Source organism: Streptomyces sp. CHD11 (assembly GCF_018638295.1).
In the GTDB taxonomy this organism is placed as follows: domain Bacteria; phylum Actinomycetota; class Actinomycetes; order Streptomycetales; family Streptomycetaceae; genus Streptomyces.
In genome coordinates, this window is the sequence record NZ_JABTTS010000002.1 from 174,833 (window position 1) to 193,852 (window position 19,020).

Here is a 19,020-nt window from a genome sequence, read left to right on the forward strand (position 1 = left end):
CCGGGCTCTCCCAGTGTCCCCGCCGGTTAATCGTTTGCCGCAGGGGGGCGCCCTTCGCAGACAATGTGTATCGCACGCACTGCCGTGGACGCCGGTCCGTCATCCTTTTCCGCCGACCTTGGCGCCGGTTTTGCGATTCATGAACTTCTGTTTGTCTTCCGGGGGAATGAGGACGTTATGTCGTACGTGGAAGTGCCGGGCGCGAAGGTACCGATCCGGATGTGGGCCGACCCGGCCACGGTCGAGGAGGGCGCGCTGCAGCAGCTGCGGAACGTCGCCACCCTGCCGTGGATCAAGGGTCTGGCCGTGATGCCGGACGTGCACTACGGAAAGGGTGCGACGGTCGGCTCGGTCATCGCGATGCACGGCGCCGTGTGCCCGGCGGCGGTGGGCGTCGACATCGGCTGCGGGATGTCGGCCGTGAAGACGTCCCTGACGGCGAACGACCTCCCGGGCGACCTCTCGCGGCTGCGGTCGAAGATCGAGCAGGCGATCCCGGTGGGCCGGGGCATGCACGACGACCCGGTCGACCCGGGCCGCTTCCACGGGCTGGCGACGGCGGGGTGGGACGACTTCTGGGGCCGCTTCGGCGGAGTGGCGGACGCGGTCAAGTTCCGTCAGGAACGCGCCACGAAGCAGATGGGAACGCTCGGATCCGGAAACCACTTCGTCGAAGTGTGTGTGGATACATCGGATGCGGTCTGGCTGATGCTGCACTCCGGCTCCCGGAACATCGGCAAGGAACTCGCCGACCACCACATCGGCGTGGCCCAGAAGCTCCCGCACAACCAGAACCTGGTCGACCGCGACCTCGCCGTCTTCGTGTCGGACACCCCGCAGATGGCGGCGTACCGCAACGACCTGTTCTGGGCGCAGGAGTACGCGAAGTACAACCGCTCGATCATGATGGCGCTCCTGAAGGACGTGGTCCGGCGGGAGTTCAAGAAGGCCAAGCCGGTCTTCGAGCCGGAGATCAGCGCACACCACAACTACGTGGCCGAGGAGCGCTACGACGGTGTGGACCTGCTGGTGACCCGCAAGGGAGCGATCCGGGCAGGCTCCGGGGACTACGGGATCATCCCGGGGTCCATGGGGACGGGTTCGTACATCGTCAAGGGTCTCGGGAACGCGAAGTCCTTCAACTCGGCGTCGCACGGCGCCGGTCGGCGGATGAGCCGCAACGCGGCGAAGCGGCGCTTCTCGACGAAGGATCTGGAGGAGCAGACGCGGGGTGTGGAGTGCCGCAAGGACTCCGGCGTCGTGGACGAGATCCCGGGCGCGTACAAGCCGATCGAGCAGGTCATCGATCAGCAGCGGGACCTCGTGGAGGTGGTCGCGAAGCTGAAGCAGGTCGTCTGTGTGAAGGGCTGAGGCGGCCGGGGAGGTGAGGGGCGGGCTCCCGGCGGGGCCCGCCCCTTCGCGTGGTCGTGGCGGACGTCAGAGCTCGCGGTGGACCTTGGTGTTGGAGGCCTGGGCGCGGGGGCGGACGACCAGGAGGTCGATGTTGACGTGGGGCGGGCGGGTGACCGCCCAGGTGATGGTGTCGGCCACGTCGTCCGCCGTCAGGGGGTCCGGTACGCCCCGGTAGACCTTCTCGGCCCGCTCCGTGTCGCCGCCGAAGCGGGTGAGGGCGAACTCCTCGGTCCTGACCATGCCGGGCGCGATCTCGATGACGCGCACCGGGCGGCCGACGATCTCCAGACGCAGGGTCTCGGCGAGGACGTGGGCGCCGTGCTTGGCGGCGACGTAGCCGGCGCCGCCCTCGTAGGTGGAGTGACCGGCGGTGGAGGAGACGACCACCACCGTGCCGTCGCCGCTCGCGTCCAGCTTGGGGAGCAGGGCCTGGGTGAGGTGGAGGGTGCCGAGGACGTTGGTCTCGTACATGGTGCGCCAGTCGTCCGGGTCCCCGGTGGCGACCGGGTCGGCGCCGAGCGCTCCGCCGGCGTTGTTGACGAGCACGCCGACCGTCCTGAAGGCGGTGGCGAACTCGTCCACGGCCTCGCGGTCGGTGACGTCGAGGGGGTAGGCCGTGGCCTGGTGGCCGGCCGCGGTGATCTCCTCGGCGAGGGCCTCGATACGGTCCTTGCGGCGGGCGGTGAGGACGACGCGGTACCCGGCCTCGGCGAGCCGGCGGGCGGTGGCGGCGCCGATTCCGCTGCTGGCGCCCGTGACGACGGCGATACGGGACGCGGCGGGCGGTACGGCGGTGGCCATGGGGCTGCTCCTCGGGCGGTGGGGGCCGGGCCCGGTCAGCATATGCGGGGCGGTGGGAGGGGCGTCGGCCGCTGTCCGGGGACCCCCTGGTCACGGTCACGCGGGTGCGTCGCCGGGCCCCGGCCGCAGCGGGCGCGGAGCCGGCAGGCGGCGGCGAAGCCGCGGGCGCCGGGGGCGAGGACACCGCAGGCCGCCCGCGTCCGGCCGGTTCTCCCGGACGCGCCGTCGGTCCCGGGAGCGCGGCGGGCGGCGGACCGGCATGCGCGCGGCGTCGCGCGCGGACCGGTGTCACCTGTTGGAGGGCGCCTGAGGGGAGGCCGAAGCGGGGATGCATGGGGTGCATCCGACCGGGAGGAGTGGGCATGGCGGTGACCGCGCGGCCGCGGCTGATGGCTGAGCTGGCCGTGGTGTCCCGGCGGTACATGGCGTCGTACGCGCTGCTCAACCAGGCGCTCGCCGACCATCTGGGGCTGCACCCCACCGATCTGCAGTGTCTGAACCTGCTGACGCTGGAGGGCGGTCCGGTGACGACCGGACGGATCGCCGAGTTGACGGGGCTGACGACCGGGGCGGCGACGCGGCTGGTGGACCGCCTCGAGCGGGCGGGGTACGTGGTGCGGGGACGGGACGCGGGGGACCGGCGGCTGGTGCTGGTGGCGCCGGTGCCGGAGCGGGCCGCGGAGTTCGAGCGGGTGTGGGACCGTCTCGGGGGCGGCTGGGTGGCCCTCTTCGACGACCTGGACGACTCAGGGCTCGCCCTGTTCATCGACCACATGAGGCGTACGACGGATTTCGCCGCCGAGCAGGCCGCGCGGCTGCGGTCGGGGGAGGTCCGGGAGGTCTGAGCCCTGGCCGGCGGGCGGGTCATGCCGGGGACGCGGGGGCCGGCGTGCCCGTCCGCGGCGTGCGGCCGGACGCACCGGACCCCGCTCACCCGGGCTGTCAAAGCGCCGCCGGTCCTCTGCGGCTTGATCCGCCGGCCAGTTCCCTGGGCGGTCAGGGCGGTCAGGGCGGTCAGGGCGGCCGGGCCCGGGGTACCGGGGAATAGCAGGGGGGAGGGTGTCGTTCCAGGGGTATGGTTGAACCGTCAACAACCTGGAGGATGAGCGGCCATGCAGTTCGGGATCTTCAGCGTCGGGGATGTCACCCCCGACCCGACGACGGGGCGGACGCCGACCGAGCGCGAGCGGATCAAGGCCATGGTCGCCATCGCGCTGAAGGCCGAGGAAGTGGGCCTGGACGTCTTCGCGACCGGTGAGCACCACAACCCGCCGTTCGTGCCGTCCTCACCGACCACCATGCTCGGCTACATCGCGGCCCGCACCGAGCGGCTGGTCCTCTCCACCTCGACCACCCTGATCACCACCAACGACCCGGTGAAGATCGCCGAGGACTTCGCGATGCTCCAGCATCTGGCGGACGGCCGGGTGGATCTGATGATGGGGCGCGGGAACACCGGCCCGGTGTATCCCTGGTTCGGCAAGGACATCCGCCAGGGCGTCAACCTCGCGATCGAGAACTACGCCCTCCTCCACCGGCTCTGGCGCGAGGACGTCGTCGACTGGGAGGGGAAGTTCCGCACCCCGCTGCAGGGCTTCACCTCCACGCCCCGCCCGCTGGACGGCGTACCGCCGTTCGTCTGGCACGGCTCCATCCGCTCGCCGGAGATCGCCGAGCAGGCCGCGTACTACGGCGACGGCTTCTTCCACAACAACATCTTCTGGCCGGCCGACCACACCCGGCGCATGATCGAGCTGTACCGGGCCCGGTACGCCCACTACGGGCACGGCACGCCCGAGCAGGCGATCGTCGGCCTGGGCGGCCAGGCGTTCATCGGTAAGAACTCGCAGGACGCGGTGCGCGAGTTCCGCCCCTACTTCGACGTCGCGCCGGTCTACGGGCACGGGCCGTCGCTGGAGGAGTTCACCGCGCAGACCCCGCTGACCGTGGGCTCCCCGCAGCAGGTCATCGAGAAGACGCTGTCGTTCCGCGACTACGCCGGTGACTACCAGCGCCAGCTGTTCCTGATGGACCACGCGGGGCTGCCGCTGAAGACCGTGCTGGAGCAGCTCGACCTGCTCGGCGAGGAGGTCGTGCCGGTGCTGCGCCAGGAGTTCGCCAAGGACCGTCCGGCCGGCGTGCCGGACGCGCCGACCCACGGTTCGCTCCTGGCGGCCGCCGGGCGCGGGAACGCCGGGCGCGAGGAAGCCGGGCGCACGGAAGGAGCGCGGGCATGAGGCTCGTCGTCGTATCGGCCGGACTGAGCGTGCCGTCGTCCACGCGGCTGCTGGGGGACCGGCTGGCCGCCGTCGCCGCTCCGGCCGCGACCGCCCCGGAACCCGGCCCCGCGGACATCCGGGTGGTCGAGCTGCGCGACCTCGCCGTGGAGATCGCGCACACCTTCACCAGCGGTTTCCCGGGCCGGGCGCTGTCCGAGGCCTTCGACGCCGTGACGGGGGCGGACGGGCTGATCGTGGTCACGCCGGTGTTCTCGGCGTCGTACAGCGGGCTGTTCAAGTCGTTCTTCGACGCGCTGAGCGTCACCGACCCCGACGCCCTCGCCGGGAAGCCGGTGCTGATCGCCGCGACCGGCGGCAGCGCACGGCACTCGCTGGTGCTGGACCACGCGCTGCGCCCGCTCTTCTCCTACCTCAGGGCCGTCGTCGTCCCGACCGGTGTCTACGCCGCCTCCGAGGACTGGGGCGCGGAGGGCCTGGACGGCCGCGTCGAACGGGCCGCCGGGGAGCTGGCCGCGCTGATGGCGGGCCTGTCCTCCGCCCGCCCGCTGCCCCGGCGTGACTCCTTCGAGGAGGTCACCCCCTTCGAGGAGCGGCTGGCGGCGCTGCGTCCGGCCGGGTGACCGCGAGGCTCCCGGCGGGGCGCCGGCGCACCCGCCGGCCCGCGGCGCGTCCCGGGACGGGGCCCGCGCGGCACGGGTGAGACGCGGGTGAGAAGCGGCCCCCGGCGCCGTCCACCGGCACCGGGGCGGGCCGGCGGTTGGCACACTGGGCGCGTGGCCCACACCCTCCTGCTCGCCGAAGACGACCGCGCCATCCGCAACGCGCTGGAGCGCGCCCTGACCTTGGAGGGCTACCACGTCACGGCCGTCGCCGACGGGGTCGAGGCCCTCGCGCACGCCCACCGCACCCGGCCGGACGTACTGGTCCTCGACGTGATGATGCCCGGCATCGACGGACTCCAGGTGTGCCGGGTGCTGCGCGCCGAGGGCGACCGCACACCGGTGCTGATACTGACGGCGCTGGTGGAGACCGCCGACCGGATCGCCGGACTGGACGCGGGAGCCGACGACTACGTCGTCAAGCCGTTCGACGTCGAGGAGGTCTTCGCCCGGCTCCGTGCCCTGCTGCGCCGCGCGGCCCCCGTCCCGCCCGTCCCGGCCGATCCGGCCGCAGAGCCCGTCGGGACTCCGGGGCGGTTCGTCGCCGCCGCCGGGCTGCGGATGGACCCGCGGGCACGCCGGGCCTGGCGGGGCGAGCGCGAGCTGGAACTGACCCGGACCGAGTTCGAACTGCTGGAACTGCTGATCCGCAACGCCGGGGTCGTCCTGGAGCACTCCGCCATCTACGAGCGGATCTGGGGCTACGACTTCGGGCCCGGGTCCAAGAATCTCGCCGTCTACGTCGGCTATCTGCGCCGCAAGCTCGACGAGCCCGGCGCACCCCAGCTGATCCACACGGTGCGCGGGGTGGGTTACGTGCTGAGGGCCGGATGACCGCGGGCGGTACGCGCGCGACCCCCGGCCCGGTACCGCGCCGGCGGCTGCGCCTGCTGTCGCTGGGGACCACCTTCGCGGTGGCGTTCGCGGCGGTCACCGCCACGGTCACCGTGCTCGTCGGGATCCTCTCGTACAACGCGGCCGCCCGGCTGCTGCGGGTGGACCAGCAGTCGGTGTTCGACGAGGTCGTGCAGGATCTGCGGAGCGAGGTCCGGGACAACCGGATGGCGCCGCTCGACTTCTCCTCGGCCGCGCCCGGCCACGATCTGGTGCGGCCCGCACGGACCGACGTCCAGGTGCTCGGCCCGGACGGCAGCGTCTTCGACCCGGGCGACCCCGGACTGCCGGTGGTCGACGCCGACCGCCGCATCGCCGGGGCCGACACGGCGGGCCGGGCGGTCGTGCACGCGGGCGTCGACGTCGGCGACGACGTCTACCGCGTGGCGACCGTCTCGCTCGGCGGCGAGCGGGGCGCGGTGCAGGTCGCGCAGGAGTTCAGCGACACCGAGGACCTGCTGCGGGCGCTCCAGCGGCGCACCCTGATCCTGATGGCGGCGGTGGTCGTCGGCGCCGGACTCTTCGGCTGGTGGCTCGCCCGGCGCATCACCCGCCGCCTCGTCGTCCTCACCAACGCCGCCGAGGTCGTCGCCCGCACCCGCCGGCTCGGCATCCAGGTGCCGGTCACCGGCAACGACGAGGTGGGGCGCCTGGGCCGCGCCTTCGACCGGATGCTGGGGCGGCTCGCCCAGTCCGAGGAGGACCAGCGCCGACTGGTGCAGGACGCCGGGCACGAACTGCGGACGCCGCTCACCTCGCTGCGCACCAACATCTCGCTGCTGCGCCGCGTCGACGAGCTGCCGCCCGGCACCCGCGAGGAACTCGTCGCCGATCTCACCCAGGAGGCCCGCGAGCTGACCGACCTGGTCAACGAGCTGGTCGAGCTGGCGGCCGGCCAGTCCGACACCGAGCCGCCGCAGCGTGTCGACCTTGCCGGCATCGCCGGGGACGTGGCGCGACTGGCCCGGCGGCGCACCGGACGGGAGATCGTGGTCCGCGCGAGCGGTGACACGACGACCGACGGGCGGCCGGGCATGCTCACGCGGGCGGTGTCCAACCTGGTGGAGAACGCGGTCAAGTTCGACCGGGGCGGGCACGCACCGGTGGAGATCCGGGTCTCCGGTCCGGCGCGTCCGGGGACGGTGCGCGTCGAGGTGCGCGACCGGGGGCCGGGGATCGCCGACGACGACCTGGTCCACGTCTTCGACCGTTTCTACCGGGCCGCCGACGCCCGGTCCCTGCCGGGATCGGGCCTGGGCCTGTCCATCGTCCGTGAGGTCACGCTCGCTCACGGCGGGGCCCCGTACGCCTACCGCCGGGAGGGCGGCGGAACAGTGACCGGGTTCACGGTGGGCGGCGCCGCGGGAACGGGGACGGACGAGCGCGAGCGACGGTGAGTACGGCCCGCACGCCCCGCGGGCAGTGGTGCGACAGGGCGACGGGGCGACGGGGCAACAGGGCGATGGGGTCCCCCGCTCGAGCCCGTCGGCACCGGGTGAGGAGGAGCGGACCACCGTACGGGTGTGGAGTGAGGGGCGGATCACCCCCGGTGTTCCGCGCGATGACCTGACCCAGGGATCCCCGTCGTGGGAGACTCGGGCCCGTGATCATCGAACGCGCGTACGCACACGCGGGTTCCCGCGACCCGGGGGAGTGGCCCTGGTCGGTCCCCTGCGTGCGGGAACTCCTGGGCGACGGACTGCGTTTCACCGCCCCGGTGACCTTCGTCGTCGGTGAGAACGGATCGGGCAAGTCCACCCTGGTCGAAGCCCTGGCCGAGGGCTTCGGCCTGGACCCCTGGGGCGGCTCCCACGAGTGGCGCTACGCGAGTCACCGCGCCAGGTCCGTCCTCGGCGAACGCGTCCGCTTCGACGCGGCGCCCGGGGGCCGCCGCATGCTGGCCTCCTGGTCCGCCCGCCAGGGCTTCTTCCTGCGCGCCGAGACGGCCCTCGACGCCCTCGGCCGGGAGGGTCTCGACCCCGACGGGCGCAGTCACGGCGAGGGCTTCCTCGCGGCGTTCCGCGGGAAGTTCCTCCGCCCCGGCCTGTACGTCCTGGACGAGCCCGAAGCTGCCCTTTCCTTCGCCTCCTGCCTGGAACTGCTCGGTCACATCGACCAGTTGACCGGCGCCGGGGCGCAGGTCATCTGCGCCACCCACTCCCCGCTGCTGACCGCGCTGCCCGGCGCGGACATCGTCGAGGTCGGCGACCACGGCATGCGCCGCACCTCCTGGCAGGACCTCGCCCTGGTCGACCACTGGCGCCGCTACCTCGCCGACCCGGGGACGTATCTGCGGCACGTACTGCGATGACGCCCCCGCGCGGGGGTTCTCCGCTTTCTGTTATCCGGGCCGCGGCGGTGGCTCTCCTGCTGTGACAGGCCAGGGCAGTACGGACGGACCAGGACCGAGAAGGAGCGTGGACGAGCGTGGCAGCGAACAGCGGACCCGGCAGGGAGACGGTCGAGGCGGCCCAGCGCGGCGACATGCGCGCACAGGACGAACTCGTGGCCGCGTACCTCCCGTTGGTCTACAACATCGTGGGCCGGGCACTGAACGGGCACCCCGATGTCGACGACGTGGTGCAGGAGACCATGCTCCGCGCCCTCGCCGCGCTGGGCTCGCTGAAGGACCCCGACGGCTTCCGGTCCTGGCTGGTCGCCATCACCATGAACCAGCTCCGCCACCACTGGCGCGATCACCGTACGGCCCCGGCCCGTTCGGCGCTGCACGACGCGTACGAAGTCGCCGACCCGGGCGCCGACTTCGTGGACCTGACGATCGTCCGGCTCGGCCTGGAGGGCCAGCGGCGTGAGGCCGCCGAGGCCACCCGCTGGCTGGACCCCGACGACCAGGCGCTGCTGTCGCTGTGGTGGCTGGAGGCGGCGGGCGAGCTGTCGCGGGCGGAGGTGGCGGCGGCGCTGGAGCTGTCACCGCAGCACACGGCGGTGCGGGTGCAGCGGATGAAGGCACAGCTGGAGACGGCCCGGCTGGTGGTGCGGGCGCTGGCCGCCCACCCGCGCTGTGTGCTCCTCGACGACGTGGTCGCGCCCTGGGACGCGGTCCCCGGCGCACTGTGGCGCAAGCGGATCGCCCGACACGTCCGGGACTGCACGGTCTGCGCGGGCTTCGAGTCGGGACTGGTCCCGGCGGAGGGCCTGCTGGTCGGCCTGGGACTGGTCCCCGTGGGCGCGAGCCTGCTCGCCGCATCCGCCCTGTTCACCGTCTTCGGCTCCGGAACGGCGGACGCGGCGCCGGTCTCCTTCGCCGGGGAGCCGACGGGACCGGGGGCGGGGGCCGGGACCGACGGCTGGGGTTCGGCGCCGGCCCCGGGCGGGGCGCCCGGGGGCCGGAGCGGGACGTGGGGCGACCCGGACCGTGCGGGGAGCGGCTCGCACGACCGGGCGGCCGGTCACGGAGACGGCATCGGTGGTCCGGCGCGGGCCGCCGATTCTCCCGCCGGGACCGCCGATTCCCCCACCGGGAGTCCCGAAGCGGACGCGGTGGTGGGCCACCGTACGAACCTGCGTGCGCGCAGCCGTCAGCGCAGGCGGCGCGGCAGGACCGTCGCCGCCGTGGCCGCCGCGCTGCTGGTCACCGGCGGTGTGATATCCGGGATAGCCGTCCTCACCCCCGACGGAGACGCCGACCGGGTGCGGGCGGCCTCCGAGAGCGGACCGGAGTCGGGTGTACCCACCCCCGGAGCGGCCACCCCGTCCGCCGAGGCCTCCTCCCCCTCCCCTTCCGCCTCGGCCTCCCCGTCGGCCCGTGAGACGAGCAGGAAGCCGACAACGTCCGCCACGCCCCGCCCGGAGAAGTCCGAGGCGAAGTCCGCCCCCGCACGCACCACGGCCCCCGCGAAGCCGCCGGCGCAGCCGAAGCCGGAGCAGCCGGACGAGCCGGCCGCGCCCCCGGCCCAGGGCGCCGCCGCCCAGGTCCTGAGCCTCACCAACACGGAGCGCTCCAAGGCGGGTTGCGGCCCCGTGAAGCTGGATGACCGGCTGGCCAGGGCGGCTCAGCTGCACAGCGAGGACATGTCCGCCAACGGCTACTTCTCCCACACCGGCCAGAACGGCAGCAGCTTCGTGGACCGGGCCAAGGCGCAGGGCCACCCGAGCCCCGGTGCCGAGAACATAGCTCAGGGCCAGAGCTCCGCCGCGAGTGTCATGGACGCCTGGATGAACTCCGAGGGCCACCGCGCGAACATCCTCAACTGCTCGCTCAAGAGCCTCGGCGTCGGCGTGACCCAGAACGACTGGACGTGGACACAGGTCTTCGGTTTCTGACCCGCCGCCCGGCTGCCGGGTGCAGCCGTGGACCGGCCCGCGGGCCCGCCGTCCGGTTACCGGCCGGGGGCTTCCCAGGCGAAGCCGTCCGGGTCGGTGAACGGGCCGACCGGGCTGGTGATCGCGAGCCGGTGCGAACCGGTGCCGTCGCCGGGGACGCCCGCCACCTTGGCGAGGCCACGGCGCTTGTAGAGGGACAGTTTGACGGTGTCGGGGGCGGTGGTGAACTCGACGTACTTGCCGCCGAAACTCTTGCCCACGGTCATGCCCCGCCCGACGTAGAACCGCTTGCTCGCCCTGACGTCCTCGACACCCAGCAGGAGCACGATCTCGTCGATGTCCCGCGTGGCCGGCCCGGTGTCCTTCTTCGTCGACGTGGCGAGCTGCCAGACCGTCCCGTCGGGGGCCCGGACGACACCGCCGTAGCCCCACAGCGACTTGGCGGTCGGCTTGATCTCGGTGGCGCCGGCGCCGAGAGCGGCGGCCTGGAGCGCGTCGACGTTGCCGGGCCGGGACACCACCAGGGAGAGCGTGAAGCCGCGGAATCCGGTCGAGGGAGCCTCCGCGCCCCGCACGCGCACCCGCGCCGGGTCCAGGGCGAAGGCGTCGGCGTAGAAGCGTGCGGCGGCCTCGGGGTCGGCCACTTCCAGGGTCACGGAGTCGATGGAGTTCATGCCTTCGACGGTAGGGGTGGCCGGGCCGTCACCGCTTCTCGAGAACTGACCGGTCGGGGCGGCACGGTGACGGGCGGCACGGTGACGGTGCCGGCCGCACCGCGGATCCGGGGTGCTCCGGTCAGTGACCGCCGGTGAGCTCACCGCTGAGCGTCTGGTGGATCCGGGCGCTGGGTTCGTTCAGCCCGACGATCTCCACGCTCTTGCCGCGCCGGGCGTACTTGGTCTCGATGGCGTCCAGCGCGGCCACGGACGAGGCGTCCCAGATGTGGGCGGCCGACAGGTCGATGACGACCTTGGCGGGGTCGGTGCCGTAGGCGAACTGTCCGACCAGATCGTTGGAGGAGGCGAAGAACAGCTCGCCCGTGACCCGGTAGACGACCGTGCCGCCGTCGGGGTCGGTGACGGCGGTGACCTCGGCGAGGTGCGCGACCCGCTTGGCGAAGACGACCATCGCGGTGACCGATCCGACGATCACACCGACCGCCAGGTTATGGGTGGCGACCACGCACACGATCGTGACCACCATGACGGTGATCTCCCCGGCCGGCATCCGGCGGAGCGTCCTCGGGGCGACGGAGTGCCAGTCGAACGTGGCGAACGACACCATGACCATCACCGCGACCAGCGCCGCCATCGGAATGTCGGAGACGACCGGCCCGAAGACGACGCACAGCACCATCAGGAACGCGCCCGCCAGGAACGTCGACAGCCGGGTACGGGCGCCGGACACCCGCACATTGATCATCGTCTGGCCGATCATCGCGCAGCCGCCCATACCGCCGAAGAAACCGGTGACGATATTGGCGACCCCCTGGCCGACGGACTCGCGGGTCTTGGAGGAGTGGGTGTCGGTGATCTCGTCGACCAGCTTGGCCGTCATCAGCGACTCCATCAGCCCGACCAGTGCCATGGCGAGCGCGTACGGCGCGACGGTGGTGAGCGTGTCGAACGTGAACGGCGCGTCCGGCAGCCCCGGAACGGGCAGCGAGGACGGCAGCTCGCCCCTGTCGCCGACGGTCGGCACCGCGATCCCGGCCCCGACCGTGAGGACGGTGAGGACCACGATGGACACCAGTGGCGCCGGGACCACGGTGGTGACCCGCGGGAAGAAGACCATCAGCGCCAGCCCGGCGGCGAGCAGCGGATAGACCGGCCATGGCACGTCCGTCAGCTCCGGCACCTGGGCCATGAAGATCAGGACGGCCAGGGAGTTCACGAAGCCGACCATCACGCTGCGCGGCACGAAGCGCATCAGCCTGGCCACCCCGAGCGCGCCGAGGACGATCTGGAACACACCGGCGAGGATGACGGCCGCGACGAGGTAGCCGAAGCCGTGTTCACGGTTGAGCGGTGCGATGACCAGGGCGACGGCACCCGTCGCCGCGGAGATCATGGCCCGGCGGCCGCCGACGACCGCGATGGTCACGGCCATCGTGAACGAGGCGAACAGACCGACCGCCGGGTCGACCCCGGCGATGATCGAGAACGAGATCGCCTCGGGAATCAGCGCCAGCGCGACCACGAGGCCGGCCAGCACCTCGGTGCGCAGCACCTTCGGGTCGGAGAGCCAGGACGGGCGGCGGGAGCCGCGCAGCCAGGCGGACGGGGACAGAGCGGAGGTGGGCAAGAGCGGGGAACCTGTCGTGCTCGGGCACGCCCGGCGTCGGAGCGGGCGTGCGAGAAACGATGCGGGGACGTGCGGAGGGGGGAACGTCGTGGGGCGTACGTGCGCGGGGACGATGCCGGGCGTGCGGCGAAGAGCGGGGCGGTCGGCGTCGAGGTCCGCGAGCGGTGCGGACCGGGCGGCGTCAGGGGGCGGCGGAGGACCCGCAGGCGGGGGCGGTGGGTGCCGTCGCGGAGCGAAGGGTCACGGCGGGCAGACGGCGCCGCCGGGCATCACGGACACGCACACGCTCTTTCCTGTGGACAATGGTCTTCGCCGGGGGCTTCGTCGGCCCCGACACGGCTGACCCGGAAGACTCTACCCTAACGTTAGAGTAGAGAACGGCGTCGGTCACCGGCGGCCATCCGGCGCGAGACCGAGGACAGAGGACGGCACCCGCGTGAGCAGCGCACACATGCAGATCGGCGAGGTCGCCGCACGGACCGAGCTGTCGCTGCGCACCATCCGGCATTACGAGGAGACCGGTCTCGTCATCCCGTCCGCCCGTTCCCAGGGCGGCTTCCGTCTCTACACGGAGACCGACGTCGCCCGGCTGAGGGTCATCCGCCGGATGAAGCCGCTCGGCTTCTCCCTCGAGGAGATGCGCTCCCTGCTCGACGCCACCGACCGCCTCGACTCGGGGGACGGACTCTCCCCGGAAGTGCGGGAGTCCCTGCTGGAGCGCATCCGCGACTTCGAACGGGCGGCCCAGCAGAGGGTGGAGACCCTGCGCACCCAGCTCGCCCGCGCCGAGGAGTTCGCCGCGGACCTCGCCGGACGCCTCACCCCGGCGGCCGCGCCGACGCCCTGATCCACGGGCGGAATCCCGATCCTCGCGCGGCGGCCCGTACCCGGATGCGACGATGAGGGCGCCATGACAGCAGGGTGGTGCGCTCGCACGGTACGGGCCGCGGTGTTCGCGGCCGTCTGCGTGCTGCTCGCCGGCGTGGGCCACGTCATGATGTCCAACAGTGACCTGCCCGCGTGGACACTGGCCGCCGGTGTGGCCGCCACGGGCGTCGCCGGCTGGTGTCTGGCCGGCCGGGAGCGGGGCCTTCCCGTGGTGGTGGCCGTCGCGGTCGCCGCCCAGACGGCACTCCACTCGGCGTTCTCCCTCGCGCAGCCGGCCGCGGGGGACGCCACCGCCGCGGGCGCGCACACCATGGGGCCGGGGCACATGTCGTCGACGCCCCTGTCCGGGATGCGCATGGGGCACATGGAGGGGCACCCGGCCGCGGACTCCCTGAGCCACGCGGGGCACTCCATGACCGGCGGCGGCGCCGGCGACACGTCGTCGATCGGGATGCTCGCCGCCCACCTGCTCGCCGCGCTCCTGACCGGACTCTGGCTGGCCCACGGAGAGCGGGCCGTCTTCCGTATCCTGCGGGCGGTGGCCGGATGGCTCGCGGCGCCCCTGCGGCTGCCGCTCGCTCCGTCCGCCGCCCCGGGCCACCCCCGCCCCCGCCCCCGCCGGCCTCGCTCGGACCGTGCGCCCGGCGGGGGTCTTCCCGTCCACACGATCACCTCTCGGGGCCCGCCCCCGGGGACCGCTGCCGTCTGACGGCAGCCGATGTCCCGAGGCCGCCCCTGCGGCCCCGGGCTCCGGCCGTACGTGCGCACCGGCGCACCGCAGCAGCTCGGCCGCGTCGCCGTGCGGGGACGTATGCGCAGGTACTGCTTAGGTACATGCACTCCCTGCACGTATGCGCGTACGTGTGCGCGTACGCGCGCATGCCTGTCGCCGCCTGCCGCGCCCGTGTGCCGTAGGGCCGCCACCCCACCTCACCGGACCGCCCACGCCCCCGCGCGTGCCCCGGTCCGGATCACGGATCCGAGAAGGACACCAGGTGATCCCCTCCGCCCTGCCCCGTACCCGCGGCGAGACCGGACCCGATCCCTCCGCCGACGAGCCGATAACCGCCTGGGCGCTGGCCGCCCGGAGCGGTGACGCGGACGCCGGCGAGCGGTTCGTCCGCGCCCTGCACCGCGACGTCCTGCGCTACGTCACCCACCTGTGCGGCGATCCCCAGGCCGTGGACGACCTCGCCCAGGACACCTTCCTGCGCGCGCTCGCCGGTCTCCACCGGTTCGAGGGCCGTTCGTCGGCCCGGATCTGGTTGCTGGCCATCGCCCGCCGCGCGGTCGTCGACAGCTACCGCCACGACGCCGCCCGGCCCCGGCTGTCCGACGCCCCCGACTGGCAGTCCACCGTCGAACGGTCCCAGCCGCGCGGCCTGCCCGGCTTCGACGACGGCGTCGTCCTGCTGGATCTGCTGGCCACGTTGCCCGACGAGCGCCGCAAGGCGTTCGTCCTCACCCAACTGCTCGGCCTGCCCTACGCGGAGGCAGCGGAACTCACCGGCTGCCCCGTCGGCACGGTCCGCTCCCGCGTGGCCCGCGCCCGTGCGGCCCTGCTGGCCCTGGTGGACGACACGGAACCCGCCTGACCGGCCGCGCCGTGGCCGCCGCGCCGGCGGCGAACGGCACACGGCAGGCGGGCGCGGGCCACCGGCCGACCCGGGGCGCCGCCGAGAACCGCGGCACGCCGACGCGGCCGGCCCCGCACGCAGCAGTGCGGTGCCGGCCCTTCGCGTTCCTCCTCAGTGGTAGGCGTGGACGACCGCGTGGCCCTTGCCCCGGCCGATCATCCACTTGTTGACCGGAGTGGTGATCAGGAACGCCACGGCGAAGCCGCCGAGCAGCGCGTACCAGAACAGTCCGTCGGACAGGTGCGCCTCCATCGCTCCCGGGGTCAGCGCGATGATCGCGTTGTCGACCAGTTCCATCACCGCGATGGAGACGGTGTCGGCGGCCAGCGCGACCCTGACCGCGGTCCTCAGGGACACTCCGGCGCGCACCACCGCGAAGAGGGTGAAGGAGTAGCCGAAGACGAAGGCGAGGGTGATGGCGAGGGCCATCGTCGGGACGTTGCCCCACATCAGGGAGGTGCCGATGACCATGCCGAGGATCTCGCCGACGGCGCACCCGGTCAGGCAGTGCAGTGTCGCCCTCACCGCCGTCGCCCAGGTCGCGCCGTGCGCCGGGCCTGCGTGGTCGTGTGCGGTACCGGACGGGTGGTGCGCGGTACCGGAGTGGCGGTGTGTGCCGTGGTTCATGCCTCTCATCCCCGATCGACGTACCGACGAGTACCCGTATGGGTTCGGACACCACCAACTTGATACCCCCCAGGGGTATTCCCGTTCGCCCGTGCGGAGGGGAAGGACGCTCGCCTCCCCGCCTGGACGGCTCGTGACGGCACGCCCGACCTCGCCGCCGGAAAAGCAGCGGACCCCGGGGGTGCCGTGACGCGGTGGATGGGGACCCGGACCCCGCAGCCGATGCGCTGAACCACCCGCTGGAGAGGAGCGGCCGTGACCGTCTCGATCACCGTCCAGGAACCCGCACAGCTCGGCGGCAGCGCCAGCATCCTGATGCGCCAGCGCCGGGACCACGCACGACTCGACGCCCTGATGAACCGCTGGCAGGCCGGTGGAGTCACGGACGACGAGCTGGACGCGCTGTGGCAGGACATCGTCCAGCTGGTGTTCAGCCACGCCTTCGCGGAGGAGACGGTCCTGTGGCCCGTCCTGCGCCGTACGGAGGCCGACGGCGAGGAACTCACCGGCAGGGTCGAGGCCGAGCACCAGGCGATCAACGACCTGATCGCACAGGTCGGGAAATCACCCGACGACCCCCGGCGCACCGAGTGGATCCAGCAGGCGTTCGCGCTCATCCGCGAGGACATCCGCGACGAGGAGGACGAACTGCTGCCCCGGCTGAGGGAGAGGTTCGGCGACCGGCGGTTGCGTCGCATCGGCGCCGCCTGGGAGGCCGTACGGGCGACCGCCCCGACCCGCCCGCATCCCGGCGTCCCCCGGCGCCCGCCGGGAAACGCCCTGCGAGGGGTGCCGCTGAGCGTCTTCGACCGGCTGCGCGACCTCGCGCCGGGCAGCGGTCCCGCCGCCCGGCGCGCGGCGCTGGTCGTCTGCGGCGCCGCGGGGGTCGCGGGCGCCGCCGCCCTGATGATCCGCGCGGCTCGCCGTCCGGAGCACGCGCGGGGCCGGCACCCGCGCAGGCCGACCTGCGCGTGACCCACGCCTGCGCGGGGCAGTGACCGCCCCCACCTGACCACGCCGCCGCGGCGTGATCAGGTGGGGGCGGGAGGAAGGGTCACTCGCCGGTCGCCCGGTCCACCAGCGCGCCGTACGTCAGCTGCAGGGTGTCCGCGGCGGCCAGCGCGGTGAGCGCCCCCATGGCGGTGCGGGTGGCACGCGGCCAGAGCAGCTGTCCGGCGGTGAGGGTCGAGGCCACCCAGACGCTCATGCAGAACGGGCACGTCACCAGCTCACCGACGGTGTCCTTGGCGCCCCCGGAGCGTGCCTCCTCATGCAGCTCGGCCGGCCCCTGCGGGCCCTGGAACGTGGTGAAGGGGGCCCGCAGCGGGCTGGTCACCGACGCCTTGCTCAGCAGCCGGCTCAGCCGGAACGTCGCCACCGCGGTCAGTGCCACGTCCCACGGCTCGGGCCGGTCCGGCAGGGGACGGCCGCGCGACGCGACCACCGTCGCCCACCCCGCCGTGTACACGCCGAAAGCGGCCATGGCGGCCAGATATCCGCGCAACGGGCGGTCCTCGTCCGCCGCGTAGGTGCGCTCGGTGTGTCCCCACCGCCGCCTCAGAGGTTCCGCGAGCCGCGCGAAACGGCCCTCAGCTGCTGCGCCCATGGCCCTCTTCCTCTTCCGCCCGTGCCCCGCCGGTTTCCCGCTCGTCCGGTCCCTCCACGCCGTCCTCACGCCGCAGCCTGATCTCCACGTGCCCGCCGACGACGCGGGTGTCGAAGGCGGGCTGGGGCGCGGTGGCGGGCCCGCGGACGTTCCAGCCGTCCGAGAGCCGGAACACGCTGCCGTGCCAGGGGCACCGGACACACCCGTCGTCGACCGTGCCCTCCGACAGCGGACCCGCCAGATGGCTGCACCGTTCGGCCAGTGCGTGGAAGGTCCCGCCGGTCTCGCGCACCACCAGTACCGGCACGTCGTCCACGGCGCGCCGCACGGGCCGGCCGGCGGGGAACTCGTCCACCGCGCCGATCCTGTGCCAGCCTTCGCCGACGACGTGCGGTACCTCCTCGGCGTGGTTGGCGCCGGAAGCCTGGCGGTAGGCGAGGTGGCCGCCCAGCATGCCGCCCAGGCCGACCGCCGTCAGCCCGAGGAAACCGTACGCGCGGCCCGCTCCGGCCCGTCCGGTGAGGCGGCAGAGGAGCGAGGCGCCGTACAGTCCCACGGCCGCCGTGTTGGCCACGGCGTGCACCAGTCCCACCCGTGTCTGCTGCCGGCGCAGCTCGGCCCAGTCCACCGCGCCCGCCAGCGCGGCGGGACCGGCCGCCGCCAGACCGACGCCCACCAGGAGGCCGGCCTCCCGGCTGCGGCCGGGGCGCAGGTCGAGTACGGCGGCGGACATCCAGCTGCCGATCGGCACCTGCACCATCAGGGGGTGCACGGGATGGCCGAGCCACCGGCCGTGCAGGGCGTCCCGTGCGCGGCCGAGCGGGAGGGACCGGACCCTCCGGGTCAGCACGTCGATCGCCGCGTCCGCCCTGGGATCCCGCTCCAGGGCGTCCAGCAGCCACAGCGTCCGGTTCTGGCCCGCACGGCGGCGACCTGGCTTGTTGCTCATGGGCGGAGGGTCCCCCCGGAGGCAGGGGACAAACAGCCGGCCAGGAGGCCGGGCGGCCGGGCGGCTCCGTGTCCCGCCCCGGCCGGGCGAGTGTCCCGCCCCGGCCGGGAGGACGCGGAGTCAGCCCTTGCCCATGGCCTTGTGGACGGCGTCCTTGGTGCGGTCCATCAGGGCGGCGACGGGACCGAGGGCCATGTTCTTCGCCCCGGACTCCACGCCCGGGTGGGGCCGGGTGGGTGCCATCGCCTCGGCGGCCTTGATGGCCTTGGCCATCGCGGCGAGGCCGGCGGCGTCGGTGCTGCGGCGGATGTGGGTGAACTCGTAACGTTCCTCGGCCCGCGCGTGCTCCTGGACGTCCTTGCGCAGCTTGAGCAGCTCGGGCATGAACGCCGGGTCGTCGGTGTCCATCCCGTCGAGCGCGGACAGGGTCTCCTTGGCCGCCTTCTCCTCGGTGAGACGGTCCTTCACCACCTGGTCGCCGCCGGGGAAGCCCTTGCGGGCGAAGGGGTGGACGACCTCCTCCTCGGCGGTCTCGTGCACGGCCAGCAGGCGCACCAGGCGGCGGAACGCGTCCCGGCGCTCCTCCCCCTCGGTCGCCTCGACCTCGTCGAAGAGATTGCGGATGTCGCCGTGCTGGCGCATCAGCAGGGCGACGACGTCGTCGTCCTTGGCGTGGTCGTCCCCGGCGTGCGGGGTGTGCAGCTCGGACATCCCGGCC

19 protein-coding genes are annotated in these 19,020 nt (G+C 73.4%); 12 read left to right on the forward strand and 7 right to left on the reverse strand.

All coding sequences use genetic code 11. The annotated features are described in order from the left end of the window. The first annotated feature begins 177 nt into the window (after positions 1–177). A complete protein-coding gene (locus HTV45_RS02495; RefSeq protein ID WP_215203913.1) occupies positions 178–1,371 on the forward strand; it encodes an RtcB family protein in 1,194 nt (397 codons plus the stop codon). A gap of 66 nt (positions 1,372–1,437) precedes the next feature. Here the strand turns inward: HTV45_RS02495 and HTV45_RS02500 are convergent, their stop codons facing one another. Beyond that, complete coding sequence (locus HTV45_RS02500; protein WP_215203914.1) at positions 1,438–2,214, reverse strand: SDR family NAD(P)-dependent oxidoreductase; 777 nt, start codon at positions 2,212–2,214, stop codon at positions 1,438–1,440. A gap of 362 nt (positions 2,215–2,576) precedes the next feature. Between HTV45_RS02500 and HTV45_RS02505 the strand changes: the two genes are divergently transcribed. From HTV45_RS02505 to HTV45_RS02535, 7 genes are all read left to right on the forward strand, one after another. Beyond that, the gene (locus HTV45_RS02505; RefSeq protein WP_215203915.1) at positions 2,577–3,059 is read left to right on the forward strand and encodes a MarR family winged helix-turn-helix transcriptional regulator; all 483 of its coding nucleotides are present in this window, start codon (positions 2,577–2,579) and stop codon (positions 3,057–3,059) included. A gap of 267 nt (positions 3,060–3,326) precedes the next feature. Then, entirely contained in the window at positions 3,327–4,451 is a 1,125-nt protein-coding gene (locus HTV45_RS02510; RefSeq protein WP_215203916.1) for an LLM class flavin-dependent oxidoreductase, read from the forward strand. Continuing rightward, positions 4,448–5,074, forward strand: coding sequence for an FMN reductase (locus HTV45_RS02515; protein WP_215203917.1), 627 nt, complete (start codon positions 4,448–4,450; stop codon positions 5,072–5,074). The genes HTV45_RS02510 and HTV45_RS02515 overlap by 4 nt, the downstream gene beginning before the upstream one ends. A gap of 153 nt (positions 5,075–5,227) precedes the next feature. Next, positions 5,228–5,947: a response regulator transcription factor gene (locus tag HTV45_RS02520; RefSeq protein WP_215203918.1), complete on the forward strand. Its 720-nt coding sequence runs from the start codon at positions 5,228–5,230 to the stop codon at positions 5,945–5,947. After that, the gene (locus tag HTV45_RS02525; protein ID WP_215203919.1) at positions 5,944–7,404 is read left to right on the forward strand and encodes a HAMP domain-containing sensor histidine kinase; all 1,461 of its coding nucleotides are present in this window, start codon (positions 5,944–5,946) and stop codon (positions 7,402–7,404) included. Before HTV45_RS02520 ends, HTV45_RS02525 begins: the two co-directional genes overlap by 4 nt. A gap of 206 nt (positions 7,405–7,610) precedes the next feature. After that, positions 7,611–8,318 (forward strand): AAA family ATPase, encoded by a 708-nt coding sequence (locus HTV45_RS02530; protein ID WP_215203920.1) that lies wholly within the window; start codon positions 7,611–7,613, stop codon positions 8,316–8,318. A gap of 173 nt (positions 8,319–8,491) precedes the next feature. Beyond that, positions 8,492–10,291 (forward strand): sigma-70 family RNA polymerase sigma factor, encoded by a 1,800-nt coding sequence (locus tag HTV45_RS02535; protein ID WP_215204100.1) that lies wholly within the window; start codon positions 8,492–8,494, stop codon positions 10,289–10,291. Positions 10,292–10,347: 56 nt separating this feature from the next. Here HTV45_RS02535 and HTV45_RS02540 read toward each other — a convergent pair whose 3' ends face one another. After that, positions 10,348–10,965, reverse strand: coding sequence for a glyoxalase (locus HTV45_RS02540; RefSeq protein ID WP_215203921.1), 618 nt, complete (start codon positions 10,963–10,965; stop codon positions 10,348–10,350). A gap of 121 nt (positions 10,966–11,086) precedes the next feature. Further along, positions 11,087–12,595: a SulP family inorganic anion transporter gene (locus HTV45_RS02545; RefSeq protein WP_215203922.1), complete on the reverse strand. Its 1,509-nt coding sequence runs from the start codon at positions 12,593–12,595 to the stop codon at positions 11,087–11,089. Positions 12,596–13,031: 436 nt separating this feature from the next. Here HTV45_RS02545 and HTV45_RS02550 point away from each other — a divergent pair, with 436 nt between their 5' ends. The 3 genes from HTV45_RS02550 to HTV45_RS02560 all read left to right on the forward strand — a co-directional run bounded on the left by HTV45_RS02550 (position 13,032) and on the right by HTV45_RS02560 (position 15,078). Continuing rightward, the gene (locus tag HTV45_RS02550; RefSeq protein WP_308309036.1) at positions 13,032–13,442 is read left to right on the forward strand and encodes a MerR family transcriptional regulator; all 411 of its coding nucleotides are present in this window, start codon (positions 13,032–13,034) and stop codon (positions 13,440–13,442) included. Positions 13,443–13,505: 63 nt separating this feature from the next. Then, positions 13,506–14,192 carry a hypothetical protein gene (locus HTV45_RS02555; RefSeq protein ID WP_215203923.1) on the forward strand — a complete coding sequence of 229 codons (687 nt, stop codon included), beginning with the start codon at positions 13,506–13,508 and terminating at the stop codon, positions 14,190–14,192. Between the two features lie 286 nt (positions 14,193–14,478). Further along, entirely contained in the window at positions 14,479–15,078 is a 600-nt protein-coding gene (locus tag HTV45_RS02560) for a sigma-70 family RNA polymerase sigma factor (RefSeq protein ID WP_215203924.1), read from the forward strand. Positions 15,079–15,231: 153 nt separating this feature from the next. Here HTV45_RS02560 and HTV45_RS02565 read toward each other — a convergent pair whose 3' ends face one another. Next, positions 15,232–15,747, reverse strand: coding sequence for a DUF4396 domain-containing protein (locus HTV45_RS02565; protein ID WP_215203925.1), 516 nt, complete (start codon positions 15,745–15,747; stop codon positions 15,232–15,234). Positions 15,748–16,002: 255 nt separating this feature from the next. On the opposite strand from HTV45_RS02565, the gene HTV45_RS02570 reads away from it, so the two are divergent. Further along, the gene (locus HTV45_RS02570) at positions 16,003–16,722 is read left to right on the forward strand and encodes a hemerythrin domain-containing protein (RefSeq protein ID WP_308309037.1); all 720 of its coding nucleotides are present in this window, start codon (positions 16,003–16,005) and stop codon (positions 16,720–16,722) included. Between the two features lie 79 nt (positions 16,723–16,801). On the opposite strand, the gene HTV45_RS02575 is transcribed toward HTV45_RS02570, so the two are convergent. The 3 genes from HTV45_RS02575 to HTV45_RS02585 all read right to left on the reverse strand — a co-directional run bounded on the left by HTV45_RS02575 (position 16,802) and on the right by HTV45_RS02585 (position 19,013). Next, a complete protein-coding gene (locus HTV45_RS02575; RefSeq protein ID WP_215203926.1) occupies positions 16,802–17,353 on the reverse strand; it encodes a DUF1360 domain-containing protein in 552 nt (183 codons plus the stop codon). Further along, positions 17,337–18,302, reverse strand: a complete 966-nt coding sequence (locus tag HTV45_RS02580) for a Rieske (2Fe-2S) protein (RefSeq protein WP_215203927.1) — start codon at positions 18,300–18,302, stop codon at positions 17,337–17,339. Before HTV45_RS02580 ends, HTV45_RS02575 begins: the two co-directional genes overlap by 17 nt. A gap of 120 nt (positions 18,303–18,422) precedes the next feature. Continuing rightward, positions 18,423–19,013, reverse strand: a complete 591-nt coding sequence (locus tag HTV45_RS02585) for a hemerythrin domain-containing protein (protein ID WP_215203928.1) — start codon at positions 19,011–19,013, stop codon at positions 18,423–18,425. Positions 19,014–19,020: the final 7 nt, after the last annotated feature.

Excerpts from the sequence above, each read along its gene's own strand:
- HTV45_RS02580 (WP_215203927.1), bottom strand. The coding sequence starts at position 18,302 with ATGAGCAACAAGCCAGGTCGCCGCCGTGCGGGCCAGAACCGGACGCTG.
- HTV45_RS02585 (WP_215203928.1), bottom strand. The coding sequence starts at position 19,013 with ATGTCCGAGCTGCACACCCCGCACGCCGGGGACGACCACGCCAAGGAC.
- HTV45_RS02495 (WP_215203913.1), top strand. The coding sequence starts at position 178 with ATGTCGTACGTGGAAGTGCCGGGCGCGAAGGTACCGATCCGGATGTGG.
- HTV45_RS02575 (WP_215203926.1), bottom strand. The coding sequence starts at position 17,353 with ATGGGCGCAGCAGCTGAGGGCCGTTTCGCGCGGCTCGCGGAACCTCTG.
- HTV45_RS02510 (WP_215203916.1), top strand. The coding sequence starts at position 3,327 with ATGCAGTTCGGGATCTTCAGCGTCGGGGATGTCACCCCCGACCCGACG.
- HTV45_RS02555 (WP_215203923.1), top strand. The coding sequence starts at position 13,506 with ATGACAGCAGGGTGGTGCGCTCGCACGGTACGGGCCGCGGTGTTCGCG.
- HTV45_RS02535 (WP_215204100.1), top strand. The coding sequence starts at position 8,492 with ATGCGCGCACAGGACGAACTCGTGGCCGCGTACCTCCCGTTGGTCTAC.
- HTV45_RS02565 (WP_215203925.1), bottom strand. The coding sequence starts at position 15,747 with ATGAACCACGGCACACACCGCCACTCCGGTACCGCGCACCACCCGTCC.
- HTV45_RS02500 (WP_215203914.1), bottom strand. The coding sequence starts at position 2,214 with ATGGCCACCGCCGTACCGCCCGCCGCGTCCCGTATCGCCGTCGTCACG.
- HTV45_RS02515 (WP_215203917.1), top strand. The coding sequence starts at position 4,448 with ATGAGGCTCGTCGTCGTATCGGCCGGACTGAGCGTGCCGTCGTCCACG.
- HTV45_RS02525 (WP_215203919.1), top strand. The coding sequence starts at position 5,944 with ATGACCGCGGGCGGTACGCGCGCGACCCCCGGCCCGGTACCGCGCCGG.
- HTV45_RS02505 (WP_215203915.1), top strand. The coding sequence starts at position 2,577 with ATGGCGGTGACCGCGCGGCCGCGGCTGATGGCTGAGCTGGCCGTGGTG.
- HTV45_RS02540 (WP_215203921.1), bottom strand. The coding sequence starts at position 10,965 with ATGAACTCCATCGACTCCGTGACCCTGGAAGTGGCCGACCCCGAGGCC.